We start from the raw sequence: 17235 nt of genomic DNA on the forward strand, positions 1-17235 counted from the left end.
AGGAAAAAATCATGCAAGGCGACAAGAAAGTCATCGAATATCTGAACGCGCAGCTAAAAAACGAGCTGACCGCCATCAACCAGTACTTCCTGCATGCGCGCATGTACAAGCACTGGGGCCTCGACAAGCTCGGCAAGCACGAGTACGACGAGTCGATCGGCGAGATGAAGCACGCGGACTGGTTGATCGAGCGCATCTTCATGCTCGACGGGCTGCCGAACCTTCAGGACCTGCACAAGCTGCTGATCGGCGAGGAAACGAAGGAGATCCTCGAATGCGACCTGAAGCTCGAACAGATCTCGCAGAGCACCTGCAAGGAAGCGATTGCGTATTGCGAATCGGTACGCGATTTCATTTCGCGCGAGATCTTCGTGAAGATCCTCGACGACACCGAAGAGCACATCGACTGGCTCGAAACGCAACTCGACCTGATCGACAAGGTCGGCATCCAGAACTACCAGCAATCGGGCATGGGCTCGGTGGACGAGTAAAATCCGGGTCACCGCATTGCCCGCACGCGTAACAGTGCGGGCGTCCTTTCGCCACTAGCCGTTTCCCTTGCACGCCGTGACGTCCTCTTCCCGCGATGCGCCGGTCGGAATCTTCGATTCCGGCCTGGGCGGCCTGTCCGTGCTGCGCGCGGTGCGCGCGCAGTTGCCGGCCGAACGTGTGATCTATGTCGCGGACTCGCGCCATGCGCCGTATGGCGAACGCGACGACGACTTCATCGCGGACCGCACGCTCGCGATCGGCGAATGGCTGGTGTCGCAGGGTGCGAAGGCGCTCGTCGTCGCGTGCAACACCGCGACCGCGCAGTCGATCGCGCTGGTGCGCGAGCGGCTCGCGATTCCGCTCGTCGGCGTCGAGCCGGGTGTCAAGCCGGCCGCGCTCGGCTCGAAGTCGCGGGTCGCGGGCGTGCTCGCCACACAAAGCACGCTGCGCAGCGCGCGTTTCCAGGCGCTGCTCGAACGCCACGCGGCCGGCTGCCGGATGCTGTGCCAGCCGGGCCTCGGGCTCGTGCAGGCAATCGAGCGCGGCGACGTCGGTTCGCCGGAACTGCTCGCGCTGCTGCGCGGCTATCTGCAGCCGATGCTCGACGCGGGCGCGGACACGCTGGTGCTCGGCTGCACGCACTACCCGTTCCTCGACGCGGCGATCCGCTCGATCGTCGGCGACCGGATGACGCTGATCGACACCGGCGTCGCGGTCGCGCGGCAATTGCAGCGCGTGCTCGACGACCACGGCGTGCGCGCGGATGCAACCGCGGACCGCGCGACGCCGGACGCGGTGCGGCTGTGCTCCACCGGCGACGGCGCGCAGCTGCGCGCGCTGGCCGCCGCGCTGCTGCAACTCGACGCGCCGGCCGAGCAGGTGCGGATTCCGTCGCGCCGGACCGCCGACATCGACGCCGACGCCGCATAACGTCGCCTCACGGCCCCTCCTCCCCTGCTTGCCGGCGTCGATCGCTCCCCGATTGAGCGACGCCTTTCCATCCCGAAAGCCCCGCCAGACGCCGGTCCGAGCCGTTGGTCGACCGGCCGAATCGACCCAAGACCCTGCTAACCATCCGGTTTTGTTAAAAAAATCCCGTTTTGGGGTTGCCAAACCCACGCTACAAAATGATAATAATTCGCATTAACGTTAGCTATTGCGCTCCATCATGATTGTCTGCGTGTGCAAATCGGTGTCGGATCGGACGATCCGTGCCTCCATTGCCGATGGCATGGAGTCGTTCGACGAACTCCAGTTCGAACTCGGCGTTGCCACCTGCTGCGGCCGGTGCGAGGAATCCGTGCGCGACGTGATGGCGCAAAGCGGCGTCTGCGCGAGCCGTTGCGGCGTCACGCAGCCGGCGACCGCGCCGGTTGCCGTGCCGCTGACGTTTTACGAGCGCAAAGCGGCCTGAACGCCCGTGCGCATGCGAGTCCCGATGAACCGCGTGCGCGCCGCCTCACCCCGCCGACAGCAAGCCAGTTTCGCGACCAGCCAGCTACCGCTCGTTCCCTCTGATGGAGGTCGGGATGGAATTGCTGATCGGATTCGTAACCACGCTGTGCATCTCGCTGTTGATCTTCCGCAAATGAAGCTGTCTGATCCGACGCGCCGGCCCGCCGGCGCGTCTTCTGCTGGTTCCCCACGTTAACATGCAGGCTTCTCATTCTCCCGTCGGCCCGTTGCCGATTCCCGCTGTCCGAATGAATCGCCGCGTCGTAACCGCCGCCGCCGTCGTCGTGGCGCTGCATGCCGCGCTGATCGCGATCGTGCTGACGAAGCGCGACACCGCGACGCCGGTCGCGCTCGAATCGCGCACGATCACGGCCGAGCTGTTGCAGCCGGAGCCGGTCGCCGCGCCGGCCGCGATCCAGTCCACGCCGACTCCGCCGCCGCCGAAGCCGGTTCCGCACGTGACGCGGGAAAAACCGAAGGTCCAGCCGAAGCCGAAGCCCACGCCGACCCCGCTGCCGGTCGCGGAAGCGCCGTCGCAGCATCAGATCGAGACGCCGGCTCCCGCCGCGCCGACGCCGCCCGCTCCGGCGGCCCCGGCGCCCGCGCCAGCCGCCGCCGCGCCCGCCCAGGGCAAGCCGGTCATGGCGATGAGCGCGCCGAAGAACGTGTCGCACCTCGACTGCCGGATCGTGCAGCCGGACTACCCGATGCTGTCGAAGCGTCGCGGCGAGACCGGCACCGCGTACGTGCGCTTCGTGGTCGGCCTCACCGGCCAGATCGAGAACATCGAACTGAAGAAGAGCAGCGGCTACAGCCGTCTCGACGACTCCGCGCTCGCCGCGATGCGCGACAGCTCGTGCAAGCCGTACCTGGAAAACGGCGAGCCGGTGCGCGCCGCGTACACACAGCCTTTCGACTTCAGCCTGCACGATTGAGCACGGCGGAAGCTACGGGTTTCATGAATTAAAAAGAGGAATGGCAATGCAGAACTACGGTATCGCCCACGTGTGGGCGCAAGGGGATTTCGTGACGCGCGGCATCGCGCTCGCGCTGTTGATCATGTCGGTGCTGTCGTGGTGCGTGATCGTCGTGAAGGGCTGGAACGTCATGCGCCTGAACCGTCTGACGAAGAACGCCGAACGGGCGTTCTGGCATTCGGACGATTTCGCCGACGGCGTGAAGAATCTCGGCCGCGGCACCCGCGAGGACAACCCGTTCCTCGCGCTCGCGCTGTCGGGCCAGGAAGCCGCCGAACATCATCACCAGACGCAGCCGCATCTGCACGACCGGATGGACGTGTCGGACTGGATCACGCGCTGCCTGAAGGACACGATGGACGACGCGGTCGCGAAGATGCAGAGCGGCCTCGCGGTGCTCGCGTCGATCGGCAGCACGGCGCCGTTCGTCGGCCTGTTCGGCACGGTGTGGGGCATCTATCACGCGCTGCTGACGATCGGCGCGACCGGCCAGACGTCGATCGACGCGGTCGCGGGTCCGGTCGGCGAGGCGCTGATCATGACCGCGTTCGGCCTGTTCGTCGCGATTCCGGCGGTGCTCGGCTACAACGCGCTGACGCGCGCCAACAAGGCGATCGTCACCAAGCTGAACCGCTTCGCGCACGGTCTGCATGCGTTCTTCGTGACCGGCACGCAACTGTCGTCGTCGAAGGGCAACCTGCGGGTCGCCGCGCGCGGCCAGTAACGACGGAGGTTTTCGATGGCGATGAGCCCTTTTGCCGGCGACGATGACGACGGCCTGATGAACGAGATCAACATGACGCCGCTCGTCGACGTGATGCTGGTTCTCCTGATCGTGTTCATGGTGACGATCCCGGTGATTCACCACGCGGTGAAGATCGACCTGCCGCACGCGAGCAGCCAGAAGGAAGATGCGAAGCCCGCGCAGATCAACGTGTCGGTGCAGGAAGACGGCACGGTGCTGTGGGACGGCGCGCAGGTCGATGACGCGGCGCTGCGCGCGAAGATCGCGGCCGCGGCGCAGACGACACCGCAACCCGAGCTGCATCTGAACGCGGACCGCAAGGTCGCGTACGAGAAGGTCGCACAGGTGATGTCGGCCGCGCAAAGCGGCGGTCTCACGAAGATCGGCTTCGTCACCGATCCCGCGCATCAATGAAGCGCGCATCGCGTGACGTGGAGACGGCTTAAAAAGGCGGTTTCTTCAGCGCAAAGTAAAAGGCCTTCATCGTCGGATGAAGGCCTTTTTTCGTGCGCGCTCGGCGCATTCGGGCGGCGGTGACGTTTGCCGTCGACCGGCTTGCGTCATCGCATGCGACATGCCGTGATCGACACGGACCGCGCGTTCAGCCCTGAAGGCTCGCTATGATAGCGGCCATCGATTCCCGCACAAGCCTGGCGCCTGGCGAGAGGGATTTCAATATAGGCTGTGCACGGAATGCATTCAAGCGTACGGCCATTGAAAGTAATGATCGCCGGCGACGCTTAAATGCGAAAAAAAATGAAGCGAGGCCATCACGTGTGGCGGGTGGCGCGCGCGGCGTTTAAGCCGTTTGCGCATTGCGGCCCGAAGCGGCTTGCGCGGCTGCCTCGCGTTCGCCGTCCAACGTCTGCGAACGCGAGGCCATGGCCGCAACGACGTCCTCGCGCAACGGGCACTCCGGCTGCGGACTCGTATCGCCGTGCAGCACTTCGACGAGGTAATCGACGAACGCGCGCACCGCGGGCACCATCCCCTGCCGCGACAGGAACACCGCATAAAGCTGCGGCGCGGGCAGCGTCCAGCCCGGCATCACCGGCGACAGCTTGCCGGAACGCAGCGGCGCGCCGTACATCATCTCCGGCAGCGCGGCGATGCCGAGACCGTCGAGCACCGCTTCGCGGACCGTCGTCAGGTCCGCGGTAATCAGGCGCGGCTCGTGTTCGTGCGCGTGCCGCGTGCCGTCCGGCGCGATCAGATGGAACACGTGGCGGCCGTCGCTCGTCGGCGTGTCGAGCGTCTCGAAGCGCGCCAGGTCCGCCGGCGTCAGCGGCGGCGCGTTCTGGCTCAGCAGCGACGGCGAGCCGACCAGCATCTGCTCGGTGCGCCACAGCGGCCGCACGACGATGTTTGCATTCTCCGGCGGCTCCGAACGCACGCGCAGCGCGACGTCGACCGAGTCCTCGAACAGATCGATCACGCGGTTCGTCACGCGCATCACGACGCGCACTTCCGGAAACCGATGCATGAATTCGGGGATCACGCGCGACAGGATCGTCTGCGACAGCGTGACCGGCACGCTGACGCGCACCGTGCCGCGCGGCGACGAGCGCAGCGACTGCACGACGTTCACGGCCGCCTGCGCCTCGGCCAGCATCGCCTGGCAATGCTGGTAGAACAGGTCGCCCGCCTCGGTCAGCGCGAGCTTGCGCGTCGAGCGTTGCAAGAGCCGCACACCGAGCGACGCTTCCAGCTCGCTGACCCGCCGCGACAGACGCGACTTCGAAATGCCCAATACCCGCTCGGCGGCGGAGAAACCGCCGTGCTCGACGACCTGCGAAAAGTACATCAGGTCGTTCAGGTTATGCGAATCGATTTTCATGTCGTCGTTTCACCACCAGGACAATCCATTGCGACGGAGCCATCAAATACGCCGAATCGGCTCCCTATAATAGCCGTTTTGTTTCGCCAACCCGCGCAATCCCTTTCTTTTCAGGGTGACATCCATGGCTACGACCCGCACGATCGAACGCGTTTTCCCCTCCGTGCGCACCACCGAGGGCGGCGGATTCGTCGTTCATCGGCCGTTTCCGACCCGCACGCTGATGGACTTCGATCCGTTCCTGCTGCTCGACGAAATGGGACCGGTCGATTACGCGCCGGGCGCCGCGAAGGGTGCGCCGGACCATCCGCACCGCGGCTTCGAGACGGTCATGTACATGCTCGAAGGCCGCTTCGGCCACAAGGATTCGGCCGGCCATTCGGGCACGCTCAATCCGGGCGACGTGCAATGGATGACGGCCGGCGCGGGCGTGATCCACAGCGAGATGCCGGACCCCGAGTTCACGCGCGCCGGCGGCCGCATCCACGGGCTTCAGTTGTGGGTGAACCTGCCGCGCCGCGACAAGATGATCGCGCCGCGCTATCAGGAGGTGCCGAACGAGCGCATTCCGGTCGGTCGCACGGCGGACGGCAGCGTGTCAGTGAAGGTGATCGCAGGCGAGGCGCTTGGCGTGAAGGCGGCGATCGACACGCGCACGCCGATCCTGTACCAGCACTTCACGCTCGCGCCCGGCGCGCGGATCGAGCAGCCGGTGCCGGCCGACTATCGGGTGTTCGCGTACGGGCTGTCCGGCGCGGGCCTGTACGGCGCGCAGCGCGAGCCAGTGCCCGCGCAGCAGATGGTCGTGTTCGGCAACGACGGCGATACGGTCGCGCTCGCGGCTGGCGACGAGCGGCTCGACGTGCTGCTGATCGGCGGCGTGCCGCTCAACGAGCCGGTGGTCCGCTACGGCCCGTTCGTGATGAATACCGAGCAGGAGATCCGCGACGCGGTGCTCGATTATCAGGCCGGCCGGATGGGCCGCATCGCGCACTGAACGGCGCGCGCGGGAATCGGACGTCTACGGGACGCCTACCCGGACGTCTACCGTTTCATCCAGTTTCCGTCACAATAGGGCCTCGTGCCGCGCGCCGCGCGGCGAACCCCGTCCCCCGCCCACGAGGAGCGCATGGCCGACACCGTAGTCACCGCCCAGATCGGCTCGACCGACTATCAGGTTCAATTCGACGACGGCGCCCATACGTGGATCGCCGACGAACCGCCGTCGCTCGGCGGCGGCGATCGCGGCCCCACGCCCTATTCGCTGCTGCTGTCGAGCCTCGGCGCGTGCACGTCGATCACGCTGCGGATGTATGCACAGCGCAAGGACTGGCCGCTCGAAGGCGTCCGCGTGAAGCTGTCGATCGAGGACGGCCCGGAAGGCGCGACCATCGACCGCCAGATCGTGCTCGAAGGCGAGTTGTCCGGCGAGCAGCGCGAACGGCTGTTGCAGATCGCGAACGCGTGCCCGGTCCACAAGCTGCTCACGCGCTCGGTCACGATCCGCTCCGGGCTCGCCGTCGCGTGATCCCACGGATCGCACGACGTCGGAAGGACGGGCATCTACACAGGAAGCCGTCGACTTGAATTTCGAACACCTCATCCAGATCAACGACCCGTTGAACCCGCTCGTCCCCTCGATGACGCGCGACCAGTTGTGGGAAGGCCTCGTGCTGCGCGCGGAGCAGCCGCAACTGTTCGTGCTCGGCCTCGATAGCTGCACGATCCTGTCGCGCACCGGCAGCACGATGGAGCGCGAACTGCACTACGGCAACGCGACCGTGCGCGACCACGTCACGCTGACGCCGAACGAAAGCGTGCGCTACGACATCATGGCGACCGAGTCGTACGTCGGCGGCTCGCTGACGATGACGATCGAGCAGCCGGACAACCTGCAACTGTTCCTGCGCTTCGAATACCGGACCACGCTGCCGACCGCCGACAACGAGGACGTGCGGCAGACCTCGGAGATCGTGAAGTCCGCGTACCGCGAGTCGGACATCGACACGGTGCGGCTGATCCGCCAGTTCGTGCTCGGCGACAATCGTCCCGAGATGGTTCACTGAACGCACGGCGCGCGGACCCGCGCGCCGTCGTCGTCCCCACCCCGCACAGCCGACGCAACACGCAGACTATCGGCGCCCGATTCCGATGAATATGTCGTTGTTGAAAATAGGAACGATTATCATTTAGAATCAATCCATCGAATCGACAAACCCCCGTTATCTCATGCGCGATCTGAACCGCTCTTCCACGCTTACCGTGCGGCGTCCCGCCGGCCCGGCATTGACCGCGTCGCGCAACGGCACGGGCACCGGCTCTGCCGCGCCGGCGCACAAGCCAGCGGAACAACCGGCTGCGCCGGCCAGCAACGAGCGCGTGGTGCGTAGCGACGCGCTGCTGCAAGGGCGCAACTACGTGAACATCGTGCATAACGGGGAAACCTATCAGTTGCGGGCCACGCGGCTCGGCAAACTGATCCTGACCAAGTAGGACGTACCGGGTATTGTGGGGACCACCTCCGCCAGGGAGGTGTTAGGCACTAGCCAGTCACGACGGCTTGCACGCGAGATCTAGACCCCTTCGTGCAGATATTTTCAAGCCGGCCGTCGCAGCCAGCCACGCCATTTTTTTGTTCTCACCATGATTGCGGCAGCGCGTAAAAGACGCGCTGCCAGCAGGACGAAGGCCGCGAGGATCGGAAGATCCCGCGGCCTTCGTCCTTTTGATCTTGGCGTGTTGCTTCGTTTTGCGTGGCCAGGGGGCACCGCGATCGACCGTCAGCCGGTCCCGAGCGCCACGATTCCCGCGCGGGCAACCGCCGCATCCTGCTCCGACTTCACGCCCGACACGCCGATGGCGACCGTCACGCTCCACCGGTTCGCCACCGCGTGCGCGACGGCCGCATCGGTCATCTTCACGACGTCCTCGTCGGTCAACGCAACGCTCGTTCTCACTGGACGCTCCTTTTCAGCCGAAAGAAAAATCAGCCGTCAGTGCGCCCAACCCCAGAACATCAGCCACCACGCGCTGTCGACCACCGCGAGCGCGGCGACGAAACCCGCCATCGCGAGCCCGCGCCGCCAGAGCCGCGCACTGTACCGGCCCGTCACGCGCCACGCGAGCCACGCGCTCCACGCGTTCGAGATCACCAGAATCGCGATCCGCACGTCCGCCGCCCAGTCGAGCGGCACGTGTTCCGCGCGCAGCAGCGACAGCGTCGTCGCCGACAGTCCGAGGAACACGCCCGCGCCCGCGAGCGGCACCAGCGCCTGCGCGAAATGATGCAGCCGCCGCAGTTCGAAGCGGCCGAGGAAAGCCGTACCGGCCGCGAGCAGCGCGAACAGCGCGGTGCCGTACACGATGCCGGTCGTCACGATGTAGCCGACGATCATCGTGCCGTCGAGCCACGAGAACACGTCGTTCTGTTCGGGGTAGTGCGTGAGCAGGAACCATGGCGCGTTCGTTTCGAGCGGCCAGGTGATGTCGCGGTCGATCAGCCACCCGGCGACCGACTGCTTGATGTCGATGAACCACGGCGAGCCGGTCCAGTGGAACGCGCCGATCGCGATGCCGAGCAGGCCGTACAGGACCAGCGCGGTGTCCCAGCCGCTCGCCTGCCGGTCGCCGAGTTCGACGACTTCGTCGGACGGCGAGCGCCACGTCAGCGCGATCGCGTCGCGATGGCCGCTGCAACGACCGCACATGTGGCATGCCGCGGCGCCCTTCATGTTGCGCAACGGCACGAGCGGCGCGCAGTTGACCGGAATCACGCGATGCCCGCCGTGCTCGCCGGCCGTGTACGAGCGCCGCCACGCGTCCTCATCGACCTTGTAGTGGAACGGCGCGAGCCGCGCCAGAAGCGAAAAAACCCCGTTGACGGGGCACAGGTACCGACACCAGATGCGTTTCTCCCGACCGTACAGGAAGCCGATTATCATCGCGCCGACGGTCGATCCTCCCAGCACCAGCAGCACCGCCTTCGGATACTGGTACACGCTGACCATCTGTCCGTAGATCGTCGTCAGCCCGAACGCGACGAACGGCCAGCCGCCCCACCGCATCCAGTGCGGAATCGCGCCGCCCCGCCCATGCCGGCTCGCGAACTCGGTCAGCGCGCCTTCCGGACACAGCACGCCGCACCACACGCGCCCGAGCATCACCATCGACAACAGCACGAACGGCCACCAGATGCCCCAGAACACGAACTGCGCGGCCAGCGTCAGATTGTTCCAGAGATGCGCGGTGTCGCCCGGCAGCGGCATCACCGCCGGCACGAGCAGCAGCAGCGCATACACCGCGACCACGACCCACTGCACGCCGCGGATCGCCGCGCCGTGACGCTGCATCCACTGGCCGGCGGCGGCCAGCTTGCCGCGGCGCGTCGCCGGCGCGGCCTGTACGCAACTCATGCCGCCCGCCCCGCCGCGGCCACCGGCCGGTTCACGCGCCGCGCGAGCAGCCACACGACGATCCAGTACGCGGCATACGCGATCAGGTTCATCAGCGCCGGGTGCGCGCGGTAGCCGGTCAGCGTCGCGACCAGCGAGCCGAAGGTGCTGGAGTCGTCGAGCAGCGCCGACGAATTCCACACCTGGTCGACGATCGTCGGCAGCAGTTCCTTGTCGATCAGCTTGTCGACGCCGGTCTGGAACAGGCCCGCGCCGAGGAACAGCAGCATGATCTCGGTGACGCGGAAGAAGTGCCGCCACGAGAACAGCTTGCCGCCCAGTTGCAGCACGTAGAAAGTCAGGAACGCGAGCGCGAGGCCGAGCACGACCGCGAGGATCTGGCTGCCGTCCACGTGGCCCGACTGGCCGAAGCCGAGGCCGTACAGGAAGATCACCGTCTCGCTGCCTTCGCGCGCGATCGCGAGCGCGACGAGCAGCGTGACGCCCCACCAGTTCGCGTTGCGCGTGCTTTCCGCGAGCGACTGCTCCATCTCGCGCTTCAGCGTGCGCGCGTGCTGCTTCATCCACAGCACCATCTGCACGATCAGCACGCACGCGACGAGCACCATCGCGGCCTGGAAGTAGTCCAGCGCGTCGCCGGACAGCACCTCGGTGAAGCCGACCAGCGCCGCGCCGAGCGCGATCGCCGCCAGCACGCCGAGACCGACGCCCGCCCACAGATACGGCAAGCCGCGCCGCGCGGCGGCGTCGCCGTTCTTCAGCCACGCGTACAGGATGCCGACGACCAGCAACGCCTCGACGCTTTCCCGCCACACGATGAACAACACCTGACCCATTCAGACTCTCCCGAGGCCGCCCGCGCATCGCGCGCGGCGCGCCGACTGCATTACTTCGCGACGATCACGCCCTGCGCCTGCTGGTGGAAATCGTCGAAGAACTTGTATTCGCCCGGCTCCAGCGGCGCGATCACGACGAACGACTCCGCGCCCGGCGCCAGCACCTTTTCCTTGCGCAACTGGACGCTCTCGAACTCGACCGCGCCCTTGCCGGTGTTGCGCACTTCGATCTTGATCCGCTGCCCCGCCGGCACTTCGATGCGCGCCGGGTTCAGCTTGCCGTCCGCCATTTCGAGCTGGAACGTCGGCAGGTCCGCCGCGTGAGCGATGCCAACGAACGCCGCGCACAGCGCGAATGCCGCAATCTTCCTGTTGACTGTCATCTATCCGGTTCTTCCTGCCGTATCCGGCGAACTGATGCCGAACGGCGGGCGCCTTCCGGCACCCGCCGCGTTGCGCGGCCACCCGATCCGGGCCGCCGCGTATTGTCCATCAATAACCGCCCTTCTTGCCGATACCCGCGAACGGGAAGTCGTATTCGAGCGTGAACGGCTTGAACCACGGGCCTACGCCGGTTTCCTTGTCGACGTGGCGGCCGAACGCCATGTGGCCGGTCTGCATCGGCGGTTCGACGATCATCTTCAGGTGATACTTGCCCGGGCCGGCCAGCTTCACGTTGTCGCCATAGTGCGGGCCGTCGTTCGCGACCATCGCCATCAGGTCGCCCTTCTGCGAGTAGCTCGAACCCGGCTTCGTCAGTTCGTAGTGAACCTGCAGGTACGGCATCCAGTCGCCTTCCGCGAAGCCCGTCGGGTTGTTCTTGACCGCATGGATGTCGGTTTCGAGGTGGATGTCCGAATCCGACGCCTTGCGCATCATCCCTTCGGGCTCCATCGTGATCGGCTGCAGATAAACCACGCCGATTTCCATCCCGCTCTGGATCTGCTGCTTGCTGATCGGATATTCGGCAGCCGTCGCCGCAAAAGCGGCACTCGCGGCAGCGACCGCTACCGCACTACGCAAAAGAAATTGGACCCGCATCGAAACTCCTTGTTTTTTTATAAAGAGACAGAAGAGCCAACCCGCCGCACCAGCCACACAAACGCTAATGCGAACAATTCTCATATAGATCGCAGTGTATCACGTTAGCGGCGAGGAACAAGTGAAAAAAGTGCGGAAAGCCTTGTCGCAGCAAGGCTTTCCGGCGGCTTGCAGTGGCGTTTGCGGAAATGAAAGCAGGGGTTTCGACGGCGCCCGACACCGGCAACAGACGGGTCGCGGCACGAAGAGCGCGCCGCCGGGGCCGCCTGAGCGCCGGCCCCGGCGACTGCGGCGAAAAGCGTTACACCGGATGATCGCCGACGTTCGCGCCGAACACGCGCTCGCGCAGCACGGCCAGCTGGTCGCGGGCCTGCGCGGCCTTTTCGAATTCGAGGTTCTTCGCGTAGTCCATCATCTGCTTTTCGAGGCGCCTGATTTCCTTCGAAATCTCCTTTTCGGACATGTCCTCGAACTTCGCGCGCTCCTGCTCCTCGCGCAGTTCGGCGCGCGCATCGTCGACGTTGTACACGCCGTCGATGATGTCCTTGATCCGCTTGACGACCCCGCGCGGTGTGATCCCCCGCTCCGCGTTGAACGCGATCTGCTTCGCGCGGCGGCGCTCGGTCTCGTCGATCGCCTTGCGCATCGAGTCGGTGATGCGGTCGCCGTACAGGATCGCCTTGCCGTTCACGTTGCGCGCCGCGCGGCCGATCGTCTGGATCAGCGAGCGCTCGGCCCGCAGGAAACCTTCCTTGTCCGCGTCGAGGATCGCGACCAGCGACACCTCCGGAATGTCGAGCCCCTCGCGCAGCAGGTTGATCCCGACCAGCACGTCGAAGGTGCCGAGCCGCAGGTCGCGGATGATCTCGACGCGCTCGACCGTTTCGATGTCGCTGTGCAGATAACGGACCTTCACGCCGTGGTCGGAGAGGAATTCGGTCAGCTGCTCGGCCATCCGCTTCGTCAGCGTCGTGACGAGCACGCGCTCGCCCACCGCGACGCGTTCGTTGATTTCCGACAGCACGTCGTCGACCTGCGTCGACGCCGGCCGCACCTCGATGACCGGATCGACGAGGCCGGTCGGCCGCACCACCTGCTCGGCGACCTGGCCGGACACCTTCTTCTCGTAGTCGGCCGGCGTCGCGGACACGAAGATCACCTGGCGCATCTTGCGCTCGAACTCCGCGAACTTCAGCGGCCGGTTGTCGAGCGCGGACGGCAGCCGGAATCCGTAGTCGACGAGGTTCTCCTTGCGCGCGCGGTCGCCGTTGTACATCCCGTTAAACTGGCCGATCAGCACGTGCGACTCGTCGAGAAACATCATCGCGTCCGGCGGCAGGTAGTCGACGAGCGTCGGCGGCGGCTCGCCGGGCGCGGCGCCCGAAAAGTGCCGCGAATAGTTCTCGATGCCCTTGCAGAAACCCAGTTCCTGGAGCATTTCGAGGTCGAAGCGGGTGCGCTGTTCGAGCCGCTGCGCCTCGACCAGCTTGTTGTCGCGATGGAAGAATTCGAGCCGCTCGCGCAGTTCGAGCTTGATCGTCTCGACCGCGCGCAGCACGGTCTCGCGCGGCGTCACGTAGTGCGACGACGGATACACGGTGAAGCGCGGAATCTTCTGCCGCACGCGGCCGGTCAGCGGATCGAACAGTTGCAGCGTCTCGATTTCGTCGTCGAACAGTTCGACGCGCACCGCCATTTCGGCGTGTTCGGCCGGGAAGATGTCGATCGTGTCGCCGCGCACGCGGAACGTGCCGCGCTGGAAGTCCTGCTCGTTGCGGTTGTACTGCATCGCGATCAGCCGCGCGATGATCTCGCGCTGGCCGAGCCGGTCGCCGGTCCGCAGCGTCAGGATCATCTGGTGATACTCGGACGGATTGCCGATACCGTAGATCGCGGACACGGTCGCGACGATCACGACGTCGCGCCGCTCCAGCAGGCTCTTCGTCGCGGAAAGCCGCATCTGCTCGATGTGCTCGTTGATCGACGAGTCCTTCTCGATGAACAGGTCGCGCTGCGGCACGTAGGCTTCCGGCTGGTAGTAGTCGTAGTACGACACGAAGTACTCGACCGCGTTGCGCGGGAAAAACTCGCGGAATTCCGAATAAAGCTGCGCGGCGAGCGTCTTGTTCGGCGCGAACACGATCGCCGGGCGGCCGAGCCGCGCGATCGCGTTCGCCATCGTGAAGGTCTTGCCGGAGCCGGTCACGCCGAGCAGCGTCTGGAACGACAGGCCGTCCCCCACGCCTTCGACGAGCGTGTCGATCGCCGCCGGCTGGTCGCCGGCGGGCGGATACGGCTGGTAAAGCTGGAACGGGGAACCTTCGTAGCTGACGAACTTCGACTCGTCGAGCACCTCGGCGACGCCGGTCACGGAATGTTCTGACATGGGGCGGCATCCTCTGCCTGGAGCAAAGGACCATTCTAGCGTCTTGCGAAAACCCGGGCGGGGTGCGCCGGGAAGCGCGGTGCGGGCGGAACGGGGCGGCGGGCGGCGTGGTTTCGCTCGTTGCATCGCGATCGCGGCGGCACGCCGGGCGGCGGCGGAGCGAAGTCAGGCCGGCATCCGCCGCTGCGGCGTTCGGGCTGCGCGAGCGCCGCGCGCCGGATCGCGCCACGGCGAACAGCCCCGAAATGGACCCGCGGATCGCGCCCACGGCCGAAAACGCCAACGGGATTCGTTACAATAGCGTGTTGCGTGGCCATCGTCCGCGCCGCCTGCCGCGGCGTCCGCGCTTCGTGTGATTCCGGCCATGCCAGCATTTCTCCCTTGACTCTTGCTTGCCGAACCATCATGTCCCTCTTTTCCGCCGTCGAACTCGCCCCTCGCGACCCGATCCTGGGTCTGAACGAAGCCTATAACGCCGATGCGCGCCCGACCAAGGTGAACCTCGGCGTTGGCGTGTACACCAACGAGGAAGGCAAGATTCCGCTGCTGCGCGCGGTGCGCGACGCGGAAAAGGCCCGCGTCGAGGCCGGCCTGCCGCGCGGTTATCTGCCGATCGAAGGTCTTGCCGCCTATGACGCGGCCGTGCAGAAGCTGCTGCTCGGCAACGATTCGCCGCTGATCGCGGCGGGCCGCGTGGTCACCGCGCAGGCGCTCGGCGGCACCGGCGCACTGAAGATCGGCGCTGATTTCCTGAAGCGCGTGAACCCGGCCGCGAAGGTTGCGATCAGCGATCCGAGCTGGGAAAACCACCGCGCGCTGTTCGAAAGCGCGGGTTTCGAGGTCGTCGCGTACCCGTACTACGACGCGGCCACCCACGGCGTGAACTTCGACGGCATGCTCGCCGCGCTGAACGGCTATGCGCCGGGCACGATCGTCGTGCTGCACGCGTGCTGCCACAACCCGACCGGCGTCGACCTGAGCACCGACCAGTGGAAACAGGTCGTCGAAGTCGTGAAGGCGCGCGAACTGGTGCCGTTCCTCGACATCGCGTATCAGGGCTTCGGTGACGGCATCGACGCGGACGCCGCGGCGGTCCGCCTGTTCGCGGCAGCCGAGCTGAACGCGTTCGTGTCGTCGTCGTTCTCGAAGTCGTTCTCGCTGTACGGCGAGCGCGTCGGCGCGCTGTCGATCATCGCGGCGAACAAGGACGAAGCCGCGCGCGTGCTGTCGCAACTGAAGCGCGTGATCCGCACGAACTACTCGAACCCGCCGACGCACGGCGGCTCGATCGTCGCGGCGGTGCTCGGTTCGGCGGACCTGCGCGCGACGTGGGAAGCGGAACTGGGCGAGATGCGCGACCGCATCCGCGCGATGCGCGGCGGCCTCGTCGAGCGCCTGAAGGCGGCCGGCGTCGAACGCGACTTCGGCTTCGTGAATGCGCAGCGCGGGATGTTCTCGTACTCGGGCCTGTCGGCCGCGCAGGTGGAGCGTCTGCGCGAAGAGTTCGGCATCTACGCGGTGAGCACGGGCCGCATCTGCGTCGCCGCGCTGAACACGCGCAACATCGACGTGGTCGCGACTGCGATCGCGACGGTGCTGAAGTAAGCGTCAAGCCAGGGCCGCCCGACGGCGGCCCGCGCGGATCACGTCGATCCGTCACGCGAAAACGGCGCCCACACTCACGTGTGGGCGCCGTTTTCTTTTTCGGCGCGGCCGTTCAGGTCACGCCACCCGCATCAGCCCTTCCCCGTTCGGCCCGGCCGATCAGCCCTTCGGCTCGATATCGCCGCCCTGCTCGTGCGTGGCTTCGTGCACGCGTCCGTCGCGATGAATGTCGTGCGTGACGAAACCCGCATCGTTGTCCGGCTTGTCGAGCCAGCCCGGCTGGCCGAGCGACAGGCGGATGTCGTGCAGCCCGCCCTGCCAGTGCTCGCGCATCGTCGACACGCCGAACTGGAAGTCCTTGTAGTGGCCTTCGTACTCCTTCTGCCGGTAGATCAGGTGGATCACGTTGTACTTCTTCGAGCACGACAGATCGTCCGCGAGCCGGCACCATGGATCGTCGCGATGTTCGGGCGCGACGCGGTCCAGCACCTCGCGCAGCGCGTGGCGGAACCGCTGCGAGCGTTGCAGCATGTCGGTCACCATCCGCGTGCGGCTCGAATACTGGATGTCCTTCATCCGCCCCTGCACGTCGGTGATGTTGTCCGGCACCGGCCCGCGCGCGCTCCACAGATCGACCTGGAACGCGAGCGTGTCGCGGCGCGGCGTCGTCTGCACCACTTCGTAGAGCGGCGTGTTCGACATCAGCCCGCCGTCCCAGTAATACTCGCCGTCGATCTCGACCGCCGCGAAACCCGGCGGCAGCGCGCCGGACGCGATGAAGTGCTCGGGCCGCAGCTTCGTCGTCGTGTTGTCGAAATACACGAAGTTGCCGGTGCCGACGTTCACCGCGCCGACCGACACGCGGGTCTCGCGCGAATTGATCCGGTCGAAGTCGCATAGCCGTTCGAGCGTCGCCTTCAGCGGCTTCGTGTCGTAATAGCTCGCTTTCTCCGGATGCCCGGACGCGTGCGGCATCGGCGGCGGAAAACGCGGCACGAAAAAGCCCTTCTGCCCTTCGACGAGCGCGCCGGCCGCCTGCATCGCGGTGAACGCCTTGCGGACCGACTCGCCCGAATTGAACAGCGCATGCTCGATGAAACCCGGCAGCGGCACGCTGAACGCGGGCTGGCAGATCGTCTCCCAGAACTCGCGTAGCCGCGCGACGCGATGCTCGGGCGCGTTGCCGGCGATCAGCGCGGTGTTCAGCGCGCCGATCGAAATGCCGGCGATCCAGTCCGGCTCGATGCCGGCCTCCGAGAGCCCCTGGTAGACGCCGGCCTGATACGCGCCGAGCGCGCCGCCGCCTTGCAGCGTCAGTGCGACCGTCTCCCAGTGTCTGCCCGCTTCGCCGCACTGGCTCGCACGCGGCCGCGGCACGGTGCCGGCACGGGTGCCGGCTTCGTCGTCGACCGCGCTCGATTGCGGGCGTGCTGTCCTGCGTTGCGCCAT

General features: G+C 66.2%; 19 protein-coding genes. 11 read left to right on the forward strand and 8 right to left on the reverse strand.

What is annotated here, in order from left to right; translation table 11 throughout:
• Positions 1-11: 11 nt before the first annotated feature.
• The 6 genes from bfr (at position 12) to BLV92_RS12160 (ending at position 4083) form a co-directional block, all read left to right on the forward strand.
• Positions 12-491 (forward strand): bacterioferritin, encoded by a 480-nt coding sequence (gene bfr / locus BLV92_RS12135; RefSeq protein ID WP_090545202.1) that lies wholly within the window; start codon positions 12-14, stop codon positions 489-491.
• Between the two features lie 76 nt (positions 492-567).
• Entirely contained in the window at positions 568-1422 is an 855-nt protein-coding gene (gene murI, locus BLV92_RS12140; protein ID WP_373681872.1) for a glutamate racemase, read from the forward strand.
• A 238-nt stretch (positions 1423-1660) separates the two neighbouring features.
• Positions 1661-1906 (forward strand): (2Fe-2S)-binding protein, encoded by a 246-nt coding sequence (locus tag BLV92_RS12145; RefSeq protein WP_090547029.1) that lies wholly within the window; start codon positions 1661-1663, stop codon positions 1904-1906.
• Between the two features lie 238 nt (positions 1907-2144).
• The gene (locus BLV92_RS12150; RefSeq protein WP_090545206.1) at positions 2145-2882 is read left to right on the forward strand and encodes an energy transducer TonB; all 738 of its coding nucleotides are present in this window, start codon (positions 2145-2147) and stop codon (positions 2880-2882) included.
• 46 nt (positions 2883-2928) lie between these two features.
• A complete protein-coding gene (locus BLV92_RS12155) occupies positions 2929-3648 on the forward strand; it encodes a MotA/TolQ/ExbB proton channel family protein (RefSeq protein WP_090545208.1) in 720 nt (239 codons plus the stop codon).
• A 15-nt stretch (positions 3649-3663) separates the two neighbouring features.
• Positions 3664-4083, forward strand: a complete 420-nt coding sequence (locus BLV92_RS12160; RefSeq protein ID WP_090545209.1) for an ExbD/TolR family protein — start codon at positions 3664-3666, stop codon at positions 4081-4083.
• Between the two features lie 385 nt (positions 4084-4468).
• Here BLV92_RS12160 and BLV92_RS12165 read toward each other — a convergent pair whose 3' ends face one another.
• Positions 4469-5506 (reverse strand): LysR family transcriptional regulator, encoded by a 1038-nt coding sequence (locus BLV92_RS12165; RefSeq protein ID WP_090545211.1) that lies wholly within the window; start codon positions 5504-5506, stop codon positions 4469-4471.
• A gap of 124 nt (positions 5507-5630) precedes the next feature.
• Here BLV92_RS12165 and BLV92_RS12170 point away from each other — a divergent pair, with 124 nt between their 5' ends.
• From BLV92_RS12170 to hemP, 4 genes are all read left to right on the forward strand, one after another.
• Positions 5631-6503, forward strand: coding sequence for a pirin family protein (locus BLV92_RS12170; protein ID WP_090545213.1), 873 nt, complete (start codon positions 5631-5633; stop codon positions 6501-6503).
• Between the two features lie 132 nt (positions 6504-6635).
• Entirely contained in the window at positions 6636-7034 is a 399-nt protein-coding gene (locus BLV92_RS12175) for an OsmC family protein (protein WP_090545215.1), read from the forward strand.
• A 55-nt stretch (positions 7035-7089) separates the two neighbouring features.
• Positions 7090-7572, forward strand: coding sequence for an SRPBCC family protein (locus BLV92_RS12180; protein ID WP_090545216.1), 483 nt, complete (start codon positions 7090-7092; stop codon positions 7570-7572).
• A gap of 163 nt (positions 7573-7735) precedes the next feature.
• The gene (hemP, locus tag BLV92_RS12185) at positions 7736-7999 is read left to right on the forward strand and encodes a hemin uptake protein HemP (protein WP_090545219.1); all 264 of its coding nucleotides are present in this window, start codon (positions 7736-7738) and stop codon (positions 7997-7999) included.
• Positions 8000-8286: 287 nt separating this feature from the next.
• On the opposite strand, the gene BLV92_RS32035 is transcribed toward hemP, so the two are convergent.
• The 6 genes from BLV92_RS32035 to uvrB form a co-directional block, all read right to left on the reverse strand.
• A complete protein-coding gene (locus BLV92_RS32035; RefSeq protein WP_167627035.1) occupies positions 8287-8463 on the reverse strand; it encodes a hypothetical protein in 177 nt (58 codons plus the stop codon).
• A 36-nt stretch (positions 8464-8499) separates the two neighbouring features.
• Positions 8500-9918, reverse strand: coding sequence for a 4Fe-4S binding protein (locus BLV92_RS12190; protein ID WP_090547031.1), 1419 nt, complete (start codon positions 9916-9918; stop codon positions 8500-8502).
• A complete protein-coding gene (locus tag BLV92_RS12195; RefSeq protein WP_090545221.1) occupies positions 9915-10754 on the reverse strand; it encodes an FTR1 family iron permease in 840 nt (279 codons plus the stop codon). Before BLV92_RS12195 ends, BLV92_RS12190 begins: the two co-directional genes overlap by 4 nt.
• A 50-nt stretch (positions 10755-10804) precedes the next feature.
• Positions 10805-11137: a cupredoxin domain-containing protein gene (locus tag BLV92_RS12200; protein WP_090545223.1), complete on the reverse strand. Its 333-nt coding sequence runs from the start codon at positions 11135-11137 to the stop codon at positions 10805-10807.
• Positions 11138-11246: 109 nt separating this feature from the next.
• On the reverse strand, positions 11247-11795 hold the full coding sequence (locus BLV92_RS12205; RefSeq protein WP_090545225.1) for an iron transporter: 549 nt from the start codon (positions 11793-11795) through the stop codon (positions 11247-11249).
• Positions 11796-12096: 301 nt separating this feature from the next.
• Positions 12097-14181: an excinuclease ABC subunit UvrB gene (gene uvrB, locus BLV92_RS12210; protein ID WP_090545227.1), complete on the reverse strand. Its 2085-nt coding sequence runs from the start codon at positions 14179-14181 to the stop codon at positions 12097-12099.
• Between the two features lie 405 nt (positions 14182-14586).
• Here uvrB and BLV92_RS12220 point away from each other — a divergent pair, with 405 nt between their 5' ends.
• Positions 14587-15786, forward strand: coding sequence for an amino acid aminotransferase (locus BLV92_RS12220; RefSeq protein WP_090545231.1), 1200 nt, complete (start codon positions 14587-14589; stop codon positions 15784-15786).
• 159 nt (positions 15787-15945) lie between these two features.
• Here BLV92_RS12220 and BLV92_RS12225 read toward each other — a convergent pair whose 3' ends face one another.
• The gene (locus BLV92_RS12225; protein ID WP_090545233.1) at positions 15946-17235 is read right to left on the reverse strand and encodes a DUF3734 domain-containing protein; all 1290 of its coding nucleotides are present in this window, start codon (positions 17233-17235) and stop codon (positions 15946-15948) included.

The organism is Paraburkholderia caballeronis (genome assembly GCF_900104845.1).
Classification (GTDB): domain Bacteria; phylum Pseudomonadota; class Gammaproteobacteria; order Burkholderiales; family Burkholderiaceae; genus Paraburkholderia; species Paraburkholderia caballeronis.

Bases quoted from the DNA above. Each gene is read 5' to 3' on its own strand.
- bfr (WP_090545202.1), top strand. From the start codon at position 12: ATGCAAGGCGACAAGAAAGTCATCGAATATCTGAACGCGCAGCTAAAA.
- BLV92_RS12145 (WP_090547029.1), top strand. From the start codon at position 1,661: ATGATTGTCTGCGTGTGCAAATCGGTGTCGGATCGGACGATCCGTGCC.
- BLV92_RS12150 (WP_090545206.1), top strand. From the start codon at position 2,145: ATGCAGGCTTCTCATTCTCCCGTCGGCCCGTTGCCGATTCCCGCTGTC.
- BLV92_RS12155 (WP_090545208.1), top strand. From the start codon at position 2,929: ATGCAGAACTACGGTATCGCCCACGTGTGGGCGCAAGGGGATTTCGTG.
- BLV92_RS12160 (WP_090545209.1), top strand. From the start codon at position 3,664: ATGGCGATGAGCCCTTTTGCCGGCGACGATGACGACGGCCTGATGAAC.
- BLV92_RS12165 (WP_090545211.1), bottom strand. From the start codon at position 5,506: ATGAAAATCGATTCGCATAACCTGAACGACCTGATGTACTTTTCGCAG.
- BLV92_RS12170 (WP_090545213.1), top strand. From the start codon at position 5,631: ATGGCTACGACCCGCACGATCGAACGCGTTTTCCCCTCCGTGCGCACC.
- BLV92_RS12175 (WP_090545215.1), top strand. From the start codon at position 6,636: ATGGCCGACACCGTAGTCACCGCCCAGATCGGCTCGACCGACTATCAG.
- hemP (WP_090545219.1), top strand. From the start codon at position 7,736: ATGCGCGATCTGAACCGCTCTTCCACGCTTACCGTGCGGCGTCCCGCC.
- BLV92_RS12190 (WP_090547031.1), bottom strand. From the start codon at position 9,918: ATGAGTTGCGTACAGGCCGCGCCGGCGACGCGCCGCGGCAAGCTGGCC.
- BLV92_RS12195 (WP_090545221.1), bottom strand. From the start codon at position 10,754: ATGGGTCAGGTGTTGTTCATCGTGTGGCGGGAAAGCGTCGAGGCGTTG.
- BLV92_RS12200 (WP_090545223.1), bottom strand. From the start codon at position 11,137: ATGACAGTCAACAGGAAGATTGCGGCATTCGCGCTGTGCGCGGCGTTC.
- BLV92_RS12205 (WP_090545225.1), bottom strand. From the start codon at position 11,795: ATGCGGGTCCAATTTCTTTTGCGTAGTGCGGTAGCGGTCGCTGCCGCG.
- uvrB (WP_090545227.1), bottom strand. From the start codon at position 14,181: ATGTCAGAACATTCCGTGACCGGCGTCGCCGAGGTGCTCGACGAGTCG.
- BLV92_RS12220 (WP_090545231.1), top strand. From the start codon at position 14,587: ATGTCCCTCTTTTCCGCCGTCGAACTCGCCCCTCGCGACCCGATCCTG.
- BLV92_RS12225 (WP_090545233.1), bottom strand. From the start codon at position 17,235: ATGGCGCAACGCAGGACAGCACGCCCGCAATCGAGCGCGGTCGACGAC.